The sequence below is a fragment of the Lacinutrix chionoecetis genome (genome assembly GCF_053604665.1).
On the sequence record NZ_JBSHNQ010000046.1, the window covers coordinates 15604 to 32078 of the forward strand.

The 16475-nt window shown below is 34.1% G+C and carries 14 protein-coding genes; 9 read left to right on the forward strand and 5 right to left on the reverse strand.

The window, feature by feature from the left end:
- Positions 1–103 precede the first annotated feature (103 nt).
- Together ACVC43_RS00395 and ACVC43_RS00400 are read left to right on the forward strand one after the other, a co-directional pair.
- Complete coding sequence (locus tag ACVC43_RS00395; RefSeq protein WP_452222595.1) at positions 104–1204, forward strand: fatty acid desaturase family protein; 1101 nt, start codon at positions 104–106, stop codon at positions 1202–1204.
- 13 nt (positions 1205–1217) lie between these two features.
- A complete protein-coding gene (locus tag ACVC43_RS00400; protein ID WP_452222596.1) occupies positions 1218–2408 on the forward strand; it encodes a pyridoxal phosphate-dependent aminotransferase in 1191 nt (396 codons plus the stop codon).
- A gap of 9 nt (positions 2409–2417) precedes the next feature.
- On the opposite strand, the gene ACVC43_RS00405 is transcribed toward ACVC43_RS00400, so the two are convergent.
- The 4 genes from ACVC43_RS00405 to trkA form a co-directional block, all read right to left on the reverse strand.
- Positions 2418–2669, reverse strand: coding sequence for a hypothetical protein (locus ACVC43_RS00405; protein ID WP_452222597.1), 252 nt, complete (start codon positions 2667–2669; stop codon positions 2418–2420).
- Between the two features lie 9 nt (positions 2670–2678).
- Positions 2679–2945, reverse strand: coding sequence for a hypothetical protein (locus ACVC43_RS00410; protein ID WP_452222598.1), 267 nt, complete (start codon positions 2943–2945; stop codon positions 2679–2681).
- Positions 2946–3167: 222 nt separating this feature from the next.
- Positions 3168–4673 (reverse strand): TrkH family potassium uptake protein, encoded by a 1506-nt coding sequence (locus ACVC43_RS00415; RefSeq protein WP_452222599.1) that lies wholly within the window; start codon positions 4671–4673, stop codon positions 3168–3170.
- Positions 4674–4679: 6 nt separating this feature from the next.
- Positions 4680–6029: a Trk system potassium transporter TrkA gene (gene trkA, locus ACVC43_RS00420; protein WP_452222600.1), complete on the reverse strand. Its 1350-nt coding sequence runs from the start codon at positions 6027–6029 to the stop codon at positions 4680–4682.
- A 96-nt stretch (positions 6030–6125) separates the two neighbouring features.
- Between trkA and ubiE the strand changes: the two genes are divergently transcribed.
- Positions 6126–6857: a bifunctional demethylmenaquinone methyltransferase/2-methoxy-6-polyprenyl-1,4-benzoquinol methylase UbiE gene (ubiE, locus tag ACVC43_RS00425; protein WP_452222608.1), complete on the forward strand. Its 732-nt coding sequence runs from the start codon at positions 6126–6128 to the stop codon at positions 6855–6857.
- A gap of 1 nt (position 6858) precedes the next feature.
- A complete protein-coding gene (gene porT / locus ACVC43_RS00430) occupies positions 6859–7581 on the forward strand; it encodes a type IX secretion/gliding motility protein PorT/SprT (RefSeq protein ID WP_452222601.1) in 723 nt (240 codons plus the stop codon).
- 91 nt (positions 7582–7672) lie between these two features.
- Here porT and ACVC43_RS00435 read toward each other — a convergent pair whose 3' ends face one another.
- Positions 7673–8392: a TrmH family RNA methyltransferase gene (locus ACVC43_RS00435; protein ID WP_452222602.1), complete on the reverse strand. Its 720-nt coding sequence runs from the start codon at positions 8390–8392 to the stop codon at positions 7673–7675.
- A 69-nt stretch (positions 8393–8461) separates the two neighbouring features.
- Between ACVC43_RS00435 and tamL the strand changes: the two genes are divergently transcribed.
- The 5 genes from tamL (at position 8462) to ACVC43_RS00460 (ending at position 16142) form a co-directional block, all read left to right on the forward strand.
- Positions 8462–10993 carry a translocation and assembly module lipoprotein TamL gene (gene tamL / locus ACVC43_RS00440; protein ID WP_452222603.1) on the forward strand — a complete coding sequence of 844 codons (2532 nt, stop codon included), beginning with the start codon at positions 8462–8464 and terminating at the stop codon, positions 10991–10993.
- A 115-nt stretch (positions 10994–11108) separates the two neighbouring features.
- Entirely contained in the window at positions 11109–12176 is a 1068-nt protein-coding gene (gene fbaA, locus ACVC43_RS00445) for a class II fructose-bisphosphate aldolase (RefSeq protein WP_452222604.1), read from the forward strand.
- 238 nt (positions 12177–12414) lie between these two features.
- A complete protein-coding gene (gene accD / locus ACVC43_RS00450; RefSeq protein ID WP_452222605.1) occupies positions 12415–13272 on the forward strand; it encodes an acetyl-CoA carboxylase, carboxyltransferase subunit beta in 858 nt (285 codons plus the stop codon).
- Positions 13273–13423: 151 nt separating this feature from the next.
- Positions 13424–13693, forward strand: a complete 270-nt coding sequence (gene rpsO, locus ACVC43_RS00455) for a 30S ribosomal protein S15 (RefSeq protein ID WP_452222606.1) — start codon at positions 13424–13426, stop codon at positions 13691–13693.
- A 199-nt stretch (positions 13694–13892) separates the two neighbouring features.
- Entirely contained in the window at positions 13893–16142 is a 2250-nt protein-coding gene (locus tag ACVC43_RS00460) for a polyribonucleotide nucleotidyltransferase (RefSeq protein ID WP_452222607.1), read from the forward strand.
- Positions 16143–16475: the final 333 nt, after the last annotated feature.

Sequence of the window (16475 nt, forward strand, 5' to 3'; positions counted from 1 at the left end):
TTTTTATGAATTTCTCTATTAGTTCGCTCACATTTATTATTTATCTTTGCGAAATAATAAGATTGGCACATTTAGTGCGTTATCCTATTCTAAACATTATACTATGACAAAGCAAACTTTATCTTTTTCAAGAACTGATTCTGCAAAGTTTTTTAGAACACTTAATAAGCGTGTAAATGCTTATTTTAAAGACAACAACATTAAGCGTACTGGCAATTGGAAAATATGGGTAAAAACCATAGTGATGTTTACGTTGTTTTTAGCACCATATTTTTTAATCTTAACTTTAAATATACCTGGTTGGGCACAACTTTTACTAACTATTGTCATGGGAGTTGGAATGGCTGGAGTTGGAATGAATGTTATGCATGACGGTAATCATGGTTCTTTTTCTAACAAAGAATGGGTTAACCGTTTAATGGGAAGCAGTATTTACATTTTAGCTGGAAACGTATACAACTGGCAAGTGCAGCATAATGTGCTACACCACACGTATACTAATATTCATGGGCATGACGAAGATTTAGAAGCAGGGCGTATTTTACGATTTTCTAAACATACCCAATGGAGAAAGCATCATAAGTTTCAACATTATTATTCTGTTTTATTATACGGTTTATTAACCATAAACTGGGCTATTACTACAGACTGGCAACAGATGCAGCGATATATGAAGCGTAAATTATCTTATGGCAAATTACCGAATCCTGTCACTAACTGGAGCAAATTAGTTATTTCAAAAATTATATATGTTGCTATATGGATTGTATTACCTATGCTTGTGTTAGACATCGCCTGGTGGAAAATATTAATTGGTTTTTTTGTTATGCACTATACTGCAGGATTAATTTTAAGTGTTGTGTTTCAGTTAGCGCATGTTATTGAAGATGCAGATATGCCATTACCAGAAGTAAATGGCACAATGAAAAACACTTGGGCAATACACCAATTAAAAACTACCGTGAATTTTGGAGCCAAAAGCAGAATTATTAATTGGTACACTGGCGGTTTAAACCACCAGGTAGAGCATCATATTTTTCCACACATAAGTCATGTACACTATGGGAAAATAGCTAAAATTGTTAAGGAAACTGCAAAAGAATTTAACTTACCATATAACGAATATAAAACCACACGTAAAGCAATTATAGCCCATTTTAGATACTTACGCGAAATGGGAATGAAACCTGCTTTACAAGCTTAACTAAACAATTTTAATGAGCCAACAACTTTCAGAACGTATTATAAATATGTCTACGTCTGCCACTTTAGCTATGGCAGCAAAAGCAAGAGAACTTAGAGCAGAAGGTAAAGATATTATAGGTTTAAGTTTGGGTGAGCCAGACTTTAATACTCCAGATTTTATAAAAGAAGCTGCCATTGAAGCCATAAACGATAATTACAACGCATACACACCAGTTGATGGTTATGTAGAATTAAAAGAAGCTGTAATTACTAAGTTTAAACGCGATAATAATTTAGAGTATTCTTTACCACAAATTGTAGTATCAACAGGTGCAAAACAATCGCTATATAATGTTGCCCAAGTGCTTTTAAACGATGGTGACGAGGTTATTTTGCCTTGTCCGTATTGGGTAAGCTATAGCGATATTGTAAAGGTTGCAGAAGGTGTACCTGTAGAAGTAAAAACGACTATAGATACAGACTTTAAAATGACTGCATCGCAACTTGAAGCTGCCATTACGCCTAAGACTAAAATGCTTTGGTTTAGCTCTCCTTGCAACCCAAGTGGCTCTTTATATAGTAAAGAAGAATTAGAAGCATTAGCTCAAGTATTAAGACAGCATCCTAATATTTACGTGGTTTCAGATGAAATCTATGAGCACATAAATTACACAGGACAACCGCATGCAAGTATGGCTGGAATTGATGGTATGTTCGACAGAACCATTACAGTAAACGGTGTCTCAAAAGCTTTTGCAATGACAGGGTGGCGAATAGGTTTTATTGGCGCTCCAGATTGGATTGCTCGTGCTTGTAATAAAATGCAGGGACAAATTACCAGTGGTGCCAATTGCATTGCACAACGCGCTGTTATTACTGCTCTAAATGCAGACCCAAGTGTGGTAAACTATATGGTGGACGAGTTTAAAGTGCGCCGCGATATGGTTTTAAATTTACTTGAAGATATTGAAGGTTTTAAAACCAATACTCCCGAAGGTGCTTTTTATGTTTTTCCAGACGTTACCTTTTTCTTTGGAAAAACCTTACGTGGAAAAACTATAAATAATGCTACAGATTTTTCTTTATATTTATTAGAAGAAGCTCTTGTTGCCACTGTTACTGGTGACGCCTTTGGTAATCCAGATTGTATTAGAATTAGCTATGCTGCATCTCAAGAACAGATTATAGAAGCCATTAGGAGGATCAAGGCTGCTTTGGTATAGACACCATATTTACAAAATTATCAATATTAAAACGAGTAGCAAAGCCAAAAAAGCCATTAACGTTTTAATTGTTTGTTTTTGTTGCTCTACCTTTATTTCTAAACGAATTTTTTCTAATAATTCCGGCGTGGCTTTTGGCAAATTAAAACCAGACGTGTCCTTCTTCTTTGTTACAAAGAACTGGTGCTCTAAATGGCTTTTAGCACGACGCAACAAATTATTGTTGCGTATTACGGTTATCATAGATTCTCCAAGTGGCATATAAATAGTTTATAAAAAGTAAGTTAATATTGCTAGTAGAATAGTTACTGTAAGTATTAAAATAACAAAACGTTTTATGCGGTTGCTTCTGTTTTCACGCTTCATATTTTGTCTAATTATTTTTAAAGTTTCTGGTGTCGATTGTGGTAAATCGTATTCCGTTTTTTCAGTACTTGTATGCACAAAACTAAATCGTTTCTCTTTGCGTTTGCCAACTAATTTTCTGTTAGCTTTTAAAGATTGATTTGCATGCATCATTGCGCCTTCTCCACCCATAAGTTCTAAGTATTATTCCGAATAATTTCGGTATTAAACAATAAATTAAATGAATAGATATGTAATTAAGAACTTGCAAATTCTAAATATCTATTGGATTTAACTGAAGTGTAATTACTTCAGTAAAAAAGAAAAGCTGCTTTATATATATGTAGCAGTTTTAATAAAAATGTTACAGTTTATTTTAAGAAACAAATACTTGGAAAGAAAAGTAATTAAAGATTATCTGTTTCTCCAAAAGAAAGGAGTTAGTAAAATAAGTACTGTAAACAGTTCTAACCTTCCTATAAGCATTAAAAAAGCAGACCACCATTTGCCTATGGCTGGTAATGCTGCATAGTTATTGACCGGACCAAAATCTCCTAAAGCAGGCCCCACGTTCCCTAAGCTTGAAGCTGCCAAACCAATAGCAGATTCAAAATCAATTTGCATCATAGAGAACCCTAAGGCTCCAGCGATAAATGATAAAAGGTAAAGAATAAAAAAACCAAGAATATTATAAACAATTTTTCCAGGCACCGAACGCTTGTTATAGCGAACAGGCAATATAGCATTAGGATGTAGCGTACGCTTAAACTCTAAAAAACCATTTTTTATAGTAATGAGGTGGCGCACAACTTTTATACCTCCAGAAGTACTTCCAGCAGAGCCTCCAAGAAACATTAGCCCAAAAAAGAAAATAGTTAAAAACGGCGTCCACAGTGTATAATCTGCTGTTACAAATCCCGTAGTGGTGATAATGGCTAATACTTGAAACAAACTGTGCCTAAATGCACTTTCGCCTGCACCCAAAACTTGCGGATGTTCTATTGAAGATATACTTAAATCTGCATTAAAATAAATAATCACGGCAGCCATAACAGTGGAAATAGCAACGAACTTAAAATAGAATTTAAACTCTTCGTCTTGAAAAACTTTAGACACTTTACCTTTAAAAGCAAAGTAACTTAACACGAAATTTGTTCCTGCCAAAAACATAAATAAGATAATAATGTATTGTACCAGTGGCACATCATTCCAATAAGCAATGCTTGCATTTTTTGTAGAAAACCCACCTGTTGACAGCGTACACATAGAATGGTTTATGGCATCGAAAAAAGACATGCCAGCTGCTTTAAGTAAAATAGTTTCGGCTGCTGTATATCCAAAATAAATAAGCCATAAACGTTTAGCGGTATCTGTAATTCTTGGATGTAATTTATCGGCATTAGGGCCTGGTGCTTCTGCAGCAAAAAGTTGCATGCCTCCAATACCCAAAAGTGGTAAAATAGCTACTGCAAGAACAATAATTCCCATACCACCAATCCAATGCGTTAAACTTCTCCAGAATAATATACCTTCAGGAATAACTTCAATATCATTTAATATAGAAGCGCCTGTGGTTGTAAAACCAGACATTGTTTCGAAAAAAGCATCGGTAAAATTAGGTATAGATCCGGTTAAAATATACGGAATAGTCCCAGACAAGGCCATAACAATCCAACCAAAGGAAACCACTATATAACCTTCGCGCTTGTTCATTTCTTTTTTGTGGTTCCTGGTGTAAAGCATACCTATTACACCAATAATCACAGTTACTATTCCTGCAATAAACAGGTTTAAAGTAACACCATCATTATATATAAAACTTACTAAAGCAGATAACAATACAAATCCACCATTAAAAAGAAATAGTAATCCAAAAAAATGGAAAATAATTTTATAATTAAGTTTTATACCTCTGGACATAATAAATTACAGAAATAATTTTTCGACCTCTTTAATAGATCTTGGCAAGCAACAGACAACAATATAATCGCCTTCTTCAATTTTAAAATCGCCCAAAGCAATCAAGCCTTCACCATCTCTAATCACTCCACCAATTATTGCAGAACGCGGAAACTCGACATCTTTAATTTGCTTGTTGCAAATTTTTGAAACCCGCTTTACTTTAAACTCGAGCAATTCGGCATTCATGTTGTTAAGCTTCGTCATAGCAACAACATCACCTTTTCTTATATATCTAAAAATGTTATTGGCAGCAAGCAGTTTTTTGTTAATTAAAGTGTCTATCCCAATGGATTGCGACAACTCAAAATAGTCCATATTCTCTACTAATGCAATGGTTTTTTTAACACCTTTAGATTTTGCAACAAGGCAAGACATGATATTGGTTTCCGAATTTCCTGTTACCGAAATAAAAGCATCCATATCACTAATATTTTCTTCTTCTAAAAGCTCGACATTTCTTCCATCTCCATTAATTACCAATACTTTTTCAAGCTCATCTGCCAGATCAAATGCTGCATCTCTATTGTTTTCAATAAGTTTTACGTTAAAATTCTTTTCGCTCAAATCGCGCGAGGTCTTATAGCCAATTTTGCTGCCACCAAGAATCATAACATTCTTTATTGCGGTATTCGTCTTCCCTGTCATCTTGCACAATTCTTCGCCTCCACCAGCACTTGTAATAAAAACTACTGAATCGCCTTCTTTAAATTGTGTATCTCCTCTTGGAATTATGGTGTATTGTGTGCCAAATCGTTGTATAGCAATTGGAACAAAGTGAATTTCTGAAAAATATTGAGCCGCTTCTCTAACAGTTTTACCAACAAAAGATGCTGTTCTCGATAAGTTTAAACTTACCATAGTTAAAGCACCATCTTCAAATTCGTAACTTTCGTTAAATGCAGATTGGCTTAATAACAATTGTATTTCAGAAGCCGCAAGTGCTTCTGGAGAAATTAACTCATCTATACCAAACCGAGTAAAGCCCACTTCGTCTTTATGCTTGATAAATTCGGTATTAGATATACGTGCAATGGTACGCTTAGAGCCCAATTGTTTGGCTAAAACACAAACGGTAATGTTTGTGGTTTCAGAAGCGGTAACTGCAATTACCAAATCGCTACCTTCTACTTTTGCCTCTTTTAGCATAGCTATTGAGGTGGCATCTCCTTTTAAAACTTTAATGTCTAAGTGATTGTCTGCATACGAAAGACTCTCTCTATCCGTATCTATTAGCGTAATTTCTTGCGATTCGTAGGACAATAATTTTGCTAAATGAAATCCTACTTCACCAGCTCCAGCAATAATTATTTTCATTCTTAATTTTATATGAAAGGGATTGCAAAGATAATTAATTAATTGTTTTGATGTTTTTTAAAGGCTAATCATTGTATTATCTTTGTAAAAAATTTGATTTTGACGAAAGTAAATCCGTATAAAGACAGCAATCTTGGCAAAAAAGAACAGGTTACAAAAATGTTTGATACTATTTCTGAAGAGTACGATGGTTTAAATCGTGTCATTTCTTTTGGAATTGATGTTAAATGGAGAAAAAAAGTGGTAGACATTGTTAAAGCTACCCATCCTAAATCTGTTTTAGATATTGCTACCGGAACTGGCGATTTGGCGATTAATCTTGCAAAAACTAGTGCAGAAAAAATTATTGGTTTAGATATAAGTAGTGGCATGCTTGAAGTTGGAAAAACTAAAGTTGCAGCAAAAAATCTCGACAATAAAATAGAGCTAATTATTGGCGATAGTGAGAATATGCCTTTTAAAGACAATACTTTCGATGCCATTACAGTGGCTTTTGGTGTGCGTAATTTCGAGACCTTAGAAAATGGCTTAAAAGATATTTTACGGGTTCTTAAACCAGGTGGAATATTTGTTATACTTGAAACGTCGGTACCAACAAAATTCCCATTCAAGCAAGGATATAATTTTCATTCTAAAGTGATACTTCCTACCGTTGGAAGATTGTTTTCTAAAGACAAAACCGCTTATAAGTATTTAAGCGAAAGCGCCTCTGTTTTTCCTTATGGTGAAGCTTTAAACAATATTTTACGTAATATTGGGTTTATAAATGTAAAAGATTTGCCTCAAACTTTTGGAGTAGCAACAATTTATACAGCATCAAAACAGTAAAATGAAGCACCTATTTGCCCTAATTACCATAATAGCAGTAAACACAGCGTGTTTTGCACAATTATTTACAAAAGAAAAAGTCCAGAATAACCAAAGTATGGATAAACAAACCCTTAGTTGGGGTTACTATTTCGGGACTAATAATCTCGATTATAAATTTGACTATAACGATAATAAAGGAGACATACGCAACGAAAAAACCTTTGGTTTTAACGTAGGTTTGGTTGGAGATGTACGCGTTAACGACTATATTAATTTTAGGCTGGAACCAGGTTTGGTAATTGCTGCCCGAAATTTATATTACCCAGAAAACTATTTTGAAGGTATTCCTCCGGATGACTTAAATAATTCAGATTTTATTCGTGAAGTTAAGTCAACCTACATCTATATTCCTTTATTGATGAGGCTTTCTACAAAACGGGTTAACAATTTTAAACCATTTATTACTGTTGGTGTCGCTACATCGTTAAACTTGTCGAGCAACGAAAAAAACCCTGAAGATAATAGTGGTGGCGAATTTAGAACAACCAAAAGCACGCAATTTTTAGATCTTGGTTTTGGAATAGACTTTTACCTTTACTGGTTTAAATTCACACCTTCTATTCGTGGTATTTTTGCATTAAATGATGAATTAGTAAGAGATTTCGACCCTAACAGCCCATGGACAGGTAACATAAACTCTATGAAAACACGTGGGATTTTTATTAATTTCACCTTTAGGTAATACTTCTTTTTCAGTCGGTAGCTACAATTTTATGTGTTTACTCGGTTGAATAAATATCTTTATTTACTTTTAATTTAAGGCACTTTTTAACTTATTTTCTCCTAAATTCACTCAATAAAATAGCCGTTGCTGTGGCAACGTTTAAACTTTCAGTGGCTTGTAAATCGCCAAAGCGAGGAATAGCAATGCGTTTTGTTACTTGTTTTTCTACAGCTTGCGAAATACCATTAGCTTCGTTTCCCATAACAAGAATCCCTGCTTTAGGTAATTGACAGTTGTAAACATTTTCACCATCCATAAAAGCGCCAAAAATTGGTGTTTCAGCTTCAGCTAAAAAAGAATTTAAATCCAGATAATTAATATTCACACGTGTAATAGAGCCCATTGTAGCCTGTACTACTTTAGGATTATAGCAATCTACCGTTTCTTTATTGCAAACCAATTCTTTAATACCAAACCAGTCGCATAGCCTAATAATAGTTCCTAAATTTCCAGGGTCGCGCACACTATCTAATGCTACAACCAAGCCCTTTAAATTTACTGGACTATTATCTGGAATTTTAAAAACGGCTAAAGCTTTGTTAGGCGTGGTAAGAAAACTAATTTTTTTAAGTTCGGCCTCTGTAATGAGCGTTTGTTTATCGAAATGATTATTAATAGACGTTGTTGTAAACAAATGATGTAATTTTAAAGATGAAGCTAAAAGTTCCTGAATAACTTTTTCACCTTCGGCTATAAAAAAACCTTCAGCAATTCTATATTTTTTTTGCTTGAGACGCGTTATTAATTTTATTTGGCTTTTTGATAGCATTTAAAAAATGTATTTTTGAATCTGTTGCAATTCAAATTATAAAAAATCAATCCTTTTAAATCTGCTTATTTGAAAATACAAGGTTCAAAAATACTATTTATTATTTTAATTTTTGGTTTGTTAACCTCGTGTAATTCTGTTAAACGCGTGCCTGAAGATGAGCATTTATTAACCAAAACCACAATTTTAGTTAATGATAAGATAGAGGATAGCGAAGTGGTTAACAATCTTATTTACCAGAAACCAAACAGTAGTATTCCTTATATAAATTTTAAAACTAAGCTTTACATCTATAATCTGGCAAGACCAAATTTAGATTCTATTTTACGAGCAGAAATAGAAAACAATCCTAAAAAAACAGCAAGGCAAATTCGGTTTCTATCTAAAAAACAATTTAACAGGCGTTTACAGTCTAAAATTGGTTTTAATAACTGGCTTAAAAATACTGGAGAGGCTCCTGTTATAGTTAACGACACCCTATCTGATAAAACAATAAAAAGATTAGAAAGTTACTATTGGAATAATGGCTGGCTGGATGTTGAAGCCGATTACCAAACCATAAGGAACGACAACCAAAGAGCTACTATAAATTACAATGTTAACTTAGGTACTCCATATACTATAGACTCTTTATCGACCAAAATTGCAACTCCTATTATAGACTCACTATACCAAAGTACTATCAATAAATCTTTAATTAAAAGTAACACCCAATACCGTACAAATGCAATTATAGAAGAGCGTGATCGCATAACCGAAACATTTAGAAACTCTGGCGTGTATCACTTCTCTCAAGACAATATCTATTATGAAATGGATAGTATTGGTAAAACAAAGAAAATTAATATAGAGTTGCAGATAAGTGATAGAGCTGTTCGTGAGGCAGACACAACTATTTACGAGCCTTTTAAGATTTATAAAATAAAAGATGTAAATATTTACACCAATAGCGCTTTCGAAAATAGAGATAATCCTATTACAGATTCTACTACGTATAATGGCATTAACATTTATAGTAAGGAAAAACTACGCTATAACCCCAAAACACTAACTAATGGCATATTTATTAGACCAAACTCACTATTTAAGGACAAAGACAAGCCACTCACTTCTCGCCGGATTAGTAATTTAAAAACCTTTAAATATCCCAAAATAGATTATATAGAAAATGCGGATACCACATTAACTGCAAATATTTATTTAACACCGTTAAAACGTTTTGGGCTTGGTTTTAGTGCTGAAGCTTCACAAAGCAATATTCAAGCCATTGGTTTCTCCTTAAACCCAAGTATTTTAATGCGAAATGTTTTTAATGGTGCAGAAACACTTGAGCTATCTGGAATTGCATCTATTGGCGCTTCAAAAGATGGTGCGAATGAGCGCGACCAGTTTTTCGACATTAATGAAATTGGTGCTAATTTAAGACTTACAATTCCTCGATTATTTTCGCCTTTTAATACCGAAAAAATCATTCCAAGTTCCATGTTTCCTTCTACACGAATTAGTTTGGCAACAACCAGCCAAACCAATGTTGGGTTAGACAAGCAAACACTCACTGGAAGTTTTAATTATAGTTGGACACCTAACAATAAAGTAACAAACAGGTTAGATGTTTTTAATATTCAGTTTGTTAAAAATTTAAACACTGCAAATTATTTTAGAGTTTACGAAAACTCTTTCGATACGCTCAACAGTATCGCTATTAATTCTGGGTATATAAATACTGGCGAAACGCTCAGCATTCCAAATGGTGCCAATCAATTTATTATTGATGCCGCTTCAGGAAATTTAGGCGATACGCTATCTGCAGACAACTTGCAAATAGTAAACAATATTGGTGAAAGAAAAGAAAGACTAACAGAAGATAATTTAATTCTTGCCTCAAATTTTAGTTACACCAGAGACAGAAGAGATAATTTATTCGATAACGACTTTTCTATATTTAGATTACGTTTAGAACTTGCTGGAAACTTATTTGCTTCTGCCTCAAACCTTCTTGGGCTTGAAAAAAACGCTAACGACCGATACGAAATATTTAACGTCGCTTTTTCTCAATATGTTAAAACGGAATTTGATTATGTAAAATATTGGGATTTAGGCAATAAAAATGTAGTTGCTATTCGTACTTTTTTTGGTATTGCAATTCCTTATGGAAATGCCTCTAACATACCATTCTCTAAAAGTTTTTTTGGTGGTGGTGCTAACGACAATCGCGCATGGTCTGCCTACAGCTTAGGACCTGGAAGTTCTAAAACTACCAACGAATTTAACGAAGCAAACATGAAAATAGCTTTAAGCGCCGAGAATCGTTTTAATGTTTTTGGAGCCTTAAACGGTGCTTTTTTTGTCGATGTTGGCAACATCTGGAATGTACTCGACGATGTAAATGATGAAGCAGCAACCTTTAACTCCTTAGCCTCTATTAAAGATATTGCTATTGGTTCTGGATTTGGTTTACGATACGATTTTAATTTCTTTGTACTTAGAGGAGATATTGGGTTTAAAACCTACGACCCATCTTATGATGAAGGTAATCGCTGGTTTAAAGATTATAACTTTGCAAACGCCGTTTATAACATAGGTATTAATTATCCTTTTTAAGTGTTATTTTCTAAATTTTACTACAACGCTTTCGTTGTTTTATAGTTTCTTTTCTGCAACATATTTAAAATTTCATTACTTTTGAAATTCTATTTTTAACATAAAAAATCATACAATGTCACACCAAATAAAACCAGGAGTAGCAACAGGAAAAGAAGTTCAAGCAATATTTAAACTAGCTAAAGAAAAAGGATTTGCCCTACCAGCAGTTAATGTAATAGGCTCAAATTCTATAAATGGTGTTTTAGAAACAGCGGCTGCTTTAAATGCTCCTGTAATTATTCAATTTTCTAATGGAGGTGGTGCATTTAATGCAGGTAAGGGACTAAGTAACGAAAACCAAAAGGCAGCCATTGTAGGAAGTATTGCAGGCGCTAAACATGTACATTTAATGGCAGAAGCTTACGGCGTTCCAGTAATCTTACATACAGACCATTGTGCTAAAAAGTTATTGCCTTGGATTGATGGTTTACTTGATGCCAGTGAAAAGCATTTTGCCGAAACTGGAAAGTCCTTATACAGCTCGCACATGATTGATTTAAGTGAAGAACCACTTGAAGAAAACATAGAAATTTGTAAAACATACCTTGAACGCATGAGTAAAATGGGTATGACATTGGAGATAGAATTAGGTATTACTGGTGGTGAAGAAGATGGCGTTGACAATAGCGACGTAGACGAATCTAAATTATACACGCAACCAGAAGAGGTAGCTTATGCTTACGAAGAGTTAAGCAAAGTAAGCGACCAGTTCACTATAGCTGCTGCTTTTGGTAATGTTCATGGTGTTTACAAACCAGGAAACGTAAAGTTAACTCCTAAAATTTTAAAAAATTCACAGGAGTTTATTTCTAAAAAATATAATGTAGAGCATAATCATATCGATTTTGTTTTTCATGGTGGTTCTGGATCTACGGTCGAAGAGATTCGTGAAGCCATTGGTTACGGTGTAATAAAAATGAATATTGATACAGACATGCAATATGCATTCGCCTCTGGAATACGCGATTACATGACAGAGAAAGCAGAATATTTAAAAACACAAATAGGTAATCCTGATGGTGCAGAAGTCCCAAACAAAAAATATTACGATCCTAGAGTTTGGTTACGCAAAGGAGAAATAACATTTGTAGAACGTTTAAAGAAGGCTTTCGAAGACCTAAATAACGTTAACACCTTGTAAAGAACATCTTACACCTTATAAAAGCCCCATTTTAGTTATATAATTTGTGGCTTTCTTTTTTAATTTAGATTAGAAATATTATATAGCATCAACTAATTTTGAGTCTTATTAATAAATTGAGTAATTTTGTACGCTTTCAAAAAGCAAAACAAAACTAACTAAATAGATTTTAAAATATTTAAAATCGAAAATCTAAACTTGTCCTTTATAATAGTAAAGGATCCAAAACATGAACGATATGGCTTGGTTTAAAAGAAAAGAAAAAGGTATACAAACCTCTACCGAACAAAAAAAAGATATCCCTAAAGGCTTGTGGTATAAATCACCAACTGGAAAAATTGTAGATTCTGAAGAATTAGCAAAAAACTTCTACGTTAGCCCAGAAGATGGTTACCATGTAAGAATTGGTAGTAAAGAATACTTCGAAATTTTATTCGATGATAATAAATTTAAAGAATTAGATGCCAATTTAACATCTAAAGATCCTTTAAAATTTGAGGACACTAAAAAGTATCCAGACCGTTTAAAAGCAGCACAAGAGAAAACAAAATTAAAAGATGCTGTACGTTGTGCAGTTGGCAAATCTAAAGGTAAGAATTTAGTAATAGCCTGTATGGATTTCTCTTTTATTGGAGGTTCTATGGGAAGTGTTGTGGGAGAGAAAATAGCGCGAGCTGCAGATTATGCTTTAAAGAAAAAGTTACCTTTCATGATTATATCTAAGTCTGGTGGAGCACGTATGATGGAGGCTGCACTATCCTTAATGCAACTGGTAAAAACATCTTCTAAACTAGCACAGTTGGCAGATGCTGGCATTCCATATATTTCACTTTGTACAGATCCAACAACGGGAGGAACAACAGCCTCTTTTGCAATGTTGGGAGATATTAATATCGCAGAACCTGGTGCTTTAATTGGTTTTGCCGGACCACGTGTAGTTCGAGACACAACAGGACAAGAATTACCAGAAGATTTTCAGACCTCGGAGTTTTTATTAGAACATGGCTTCCTTGACTTTGTCATGCACAGAAGAGAACTTAAAAACAAAGTAAATCAATATATAGATTTAATAACCAACCAGCCATTAAGAGCATAATTGGAAATCTAATTATATTTAGCATTTAATCTTTTCTAAAAACCTGTAGGTCTTTATTATATAAAACTTTGCAATTAAACAAAAAAGCGTATATTTGCCGCTCGAAAGAAAAGCTTTCGTGTACATAACAATCATTTACAATAATATTAGAATGTATTTAACTAAAGAAAACAAAGAGAAACTCTTTAAAAAGCACGGTAAAGATGCTAAAGACACAGGTTCTGCTGAAGGCCAAATTGCATTATTTACACACAGAATTGAGCATTTAACGCAACATTTAAAAAACAATCGTAAAGATTATAATACTGAGCGTTCGTTAGTAATGTTAGTAGGAAAGCGTCGTGCTTTACTGGATTACTTAACTAAAAAAGATATTTTAAGATATCGTGCAATAGTAAAAGAATTAGGATTAAGAAAATAATCTAAATACAAAGACCACGCCTAACAGCGTGGTTTTTTGGTATATATTAACTCGATTTGGAAGAGTATAAACTCCAAAATTGAAGAAGCTAATTACAGTTTTTCATTGGTCACAACTACTACCACAACACAACTACCAATGTTTAACAAAAGTGCCAATAGAGCTACTACCTCTAATGTGCAATTATTAAAACTTATTTATGATTCCAAAAGTTTTTAGAGAGGTCATAGACCTAGGTGATGGAAGAGAAATTTCTATCGAAACCGGAAAATTAGCAAAGCAGGCACACGGTTCTGTTGTTGTACAATCAGGAAAATGTATGTTATTATGTACAGTTGTTTCCAATTATAAACAAAGTCCAGTGGACTTTTTACCACTAACAGTAGATTATCGCGAGAAGTTTGCTGCTGCTGGTCGTTATCCAGGAGGTTTCTTTAAGAGAGAAGCAAGACCAAGTGATGGAGAAGTATTAACTATGCGTTTAGTGGACAGAGTTTTACGTCCATTATTTCCAAAAGATTATCATTCTGAAACTCAGGTAATGATTCAATTAATGTCTCATGATGATGACGTTATGCCAGATGCAATGGCAGGATTAGCCGCTTCTGCAGCAATTCAATTATCAGATTTCCCATTTGAATGCCCGATTTCTGAAGCAAGAGTTGGACGTGTAAACGGTGAATTTGTAATTAACCCAACACGCGCACAATTAGAAGAATCTGATTTAGATATGATGATTGGTGCTTCTGCCGATTCTGTAATGATGGTAGAAGGTGAAATGGATGAAATTTCTGAAGAAGAAATGGCAGACGCTATTAAGTTTGCTCATGAAGCAATTAAAGTACAATGTGCAGCCCAAGTAAGATTGGCAGAAGCCTTTGGAAAGAAAGAGGTTCGTGAATATGAAGGAGAAAGAGAAGAAGAAGATTTAGAGAAGAAAATTCATGATATGGCTTACGATAAAGTATACGCCATTGCAAAAGCAGGATCTGCTAAACATGAAAGAAGTAATGCTTTCTCTGAAATAAAAGAAGAAATTAAAGCTACATTTTCTGAAGAAGAATTAGAAGATTATGGCGATTTAGTTTCAAAATATTACTATAAAGCTGAAAAAGCTGCAATTCGCGATTTAACCTTAAACGAAGGATTACGTTTAGACGGAAGAAAAACTGATGAGATTAGACCAATCTGGTGTGAGATAGATTACTTGCCATCAACTCATGGTTCTTCAATCTTCACACGTGGAGAAACTCAGGCATTAGCAACAGTAACTTTAGGAACTTCCAGAGATGCAAACCAGTTAGATATGCCATCTTTTGAAGGTGAAGAGCGTTTTTATTTACATTATAACTTCCCTCCGTTTTCAACTGGAGAAGCAAGACCAATTCGTGGTACATCACGTAGAGAAGTAGGTCATGGAAACTTAGCACAGCGTGCATTAAAAGGTATGGTGCCAGATGAGTGTCCTTACACAGTTCGTGTGGTGTCTGAAGTTTTAGAATCTAATGGTTCTTCTTCTATGGCTACAGTTTGTGCAGGTACAATGGCACTAATGGATGCAGGTGTTCAATTAAAGAAACCTGTTTCTGGTATTGCCATGGGATTAATTTCGCAAGGTGATAAATACGCAGTATTATCTGATATTTTAGGAGATGAAGATCACCTTGGTGATATGGACTTTAAAGTTACAGGTACTGCAGATGGTATTACCGCTTGCCAAATGGATATAAAAGTAAAAGGATTAAGTTACGAGATTTTAGTGAATGCGCTAAAACAAGCTCGCGATGGTCGTTTACATATTTTAGAGAAATTAACAGATACTATTGCAACACCAAATGCAGAAGTTAAGGAGCATGCGCCTACAATGGTAACCAGACGTGTTCCTAACGAGTTTATTGGAGCCTTAATTGGACCTGGTGGAAAAGTAATACAGGAAATGCAAAAGGAAACTGAGACTACAATCGTTATTAACGAAGACCCAGTAACCGAAGAAGGTATTGTAGAAATTTTAGGAGTTGGTAGAAAAGGTATCGATGCTGTAATGGCAAAAATTGATGCTATCTTATTTAAGCCTGAAGTTGGCAAAGTATACGAGGTAAAAGTAATTAAAATGCTTGACTTTGGTGCTGTTGTAGAATATATGGATGCTCCAGGAAATGAAGTGTTATTACACGTAAGTGAATTAGCTTGGGAACGTACAGAAAATGTATCTGATGTTGTAAACATGGGAGACGTTTTCGACGTAAAATACTTTGGAATTGATTCAAGAACGCGAAAAGAAAAAGTATCAAGAAAAGCTATTTTACCAAAACCAGAAGGTTTTAAGGAAAGACCTCCAAGAGACGATAAACGTTCTGGCGGACGAGATAATCGTGGCTCTCGCGATAATAGAGGTCGTGATAACAGACGTGACGATAGAAAACCAAGAGAAGATAGAAAAGAGGATTAATTCGTTTTAAATCTCAACATATTTAAGCCCATCAAACAGATAAAAAAGTCTGTAATTGATGGGCTTTTTTTTTATTCTAAACAAGAGATGCTTTACTTCTTTATCTGTTAGAAGTATCGGTTTACTTAAAAGGTAAAAATATACTCTAAAAAAAGCCCTATCTGTTTTAGATAAGGCTTTAAATAATATATGTATGTCCCGTCCTGAAATAGCGATACACTAAAACATTAGTGTAATGAAACCATCAGAAAACACTGGGTATGTAAAGCGTACCCAAAAAGATTATTCAATTTCTTTTAAGCTTCAAGTTGTTGGAGAAATAGAATCAGGTCA

What these genes read in the sequence shown, in the direction of transcription:
- ACVC43_RS00395 (WP_452222595.1), top strand. Translation starts at nt 104, where the DNA reads ATGACAAAGCAAACTTTATCTTTTTCAAGAACTGATTCTGCAAAGTTT.
- rpsO (WP_452222606.1), top strand. Translation starts at nt 13,424, where the DNA reads ATGTATTTAACTAAAGAAAACAAAGAGAAACTCTTTAAAAAGCACGGT.
- fbaA (WP_452222604.1), top strand. Translation starts at nt 11,109, where the DNA reads ATGTCACACCAAATAAAACCAGGAGTAGCAACAGGAAAAGAAGTTCAA.
- ACVC43_RS00460 (WP_452222607.1), top strand. Translation starts at nt 13,893, where the DNA reads ATGATTCCAAAAGTTTTTAGAGAGGTCATAGACCTAGGTGATGGAAGA.
- ACVC43_RS00400 (WP_452222596.1), top strand. Translation starts at nt 1,218, where the DNA reads ATGAGCCAACAACTTTCAGAACGTATTATAAATATGTCTACGTCTGCC.
- porT (WP_452222601.1), top strand. Translation starts at nt 6,859, where the DNA reads ATGAAGCACCTATTTGCCCTAATTACCATAATAGCAGTAAACACAGCG.
- ACVC43_RS00405 (WP_452222597.1), bottom strand. Translation starts at nt 2,669, where the DNA reads ATGCCACTTGGAGAATCTATGATAACCGTAATACGCAACAATAATTTG.
- ACVC43_RS00415 (WP_452222599.1), bottom strand. Translation starts at nt 4,673, where the DNA reads ATGTCCAGAGGTATAAAACTTAATTATAAAATTATTTTCCATTTTTTT.
- ACVC43_RS00435 (WP_452222602.1), bottom strand. Translation starts at nt 8,392, where the DNA reads ATGCTATCAAAAAGCCAAATAAAATTAATAACGCGTCTCAAGCAAAAA.
- accD (WP_452222605.1), top strand. Translation starts at nt 12,415, where the DNA reads ATGGCTTGGTTTAAAAGAAAAGAAAAAGGTATACAAACCTCTACCGAA.
- ACVC43_RS00410 (WP_452222598.1), bottom strand. Translation starts at nt 2,945, where the DNA reads ATGGGTGGAGAAGGCGCAATGATGCATGCAAATCAATCTTTAAAAGCT.
- trkA (WP_452222600.1), bottom strand. Translation starts at nt 6,029, where the DNA reads ATGAAAATAATTATTGCTGGAGCTGGTGAAGTAGGATTTCATTTAGCA.